General features: G+C 30.5%; 1 pseudogene. It reads right to left on the minus strand.

Annotated features, from left to right (window positions below):
- Positions 1 to 243: pseudogene (locus tag AWV70_RS10875) on the minus strand (replication initiation protein); the annotation flags it as partial.

The raw sequence follows: 243 nt of genomic DNA on the forward strand, positions 1-243 counted from the left end.
TTTTTATATTTATATTTAGTTCTCTTATTCAATTCTCCCCATTTGCCTTCTTCATGAATTAACATGTAAACCATTGCTTGTTCATTTAATTTTTCTGGCGAAGTCCAATCTGGTTTCAAGATATGTAAATCATTAAAACAATCATTCCAATAATCCACCATATCTCTTTTAAGTTCAATTTCTACACGCCATAAGTGTTCAGACATAACTTCAACATCTGCATTGTCTTTACGTTCTTGCTTT

The sequence above is a fragment of the Sporosarcina koreensis genome (assembly GCF_001531445.1).
In the GTDB taxonomy this organism is placed as follows: Bacteria; Bacillota; Bacilli; order Bacillales_A; family Planococcaceae; genus Sporosarcina; species Sporosarcina koreensis_C.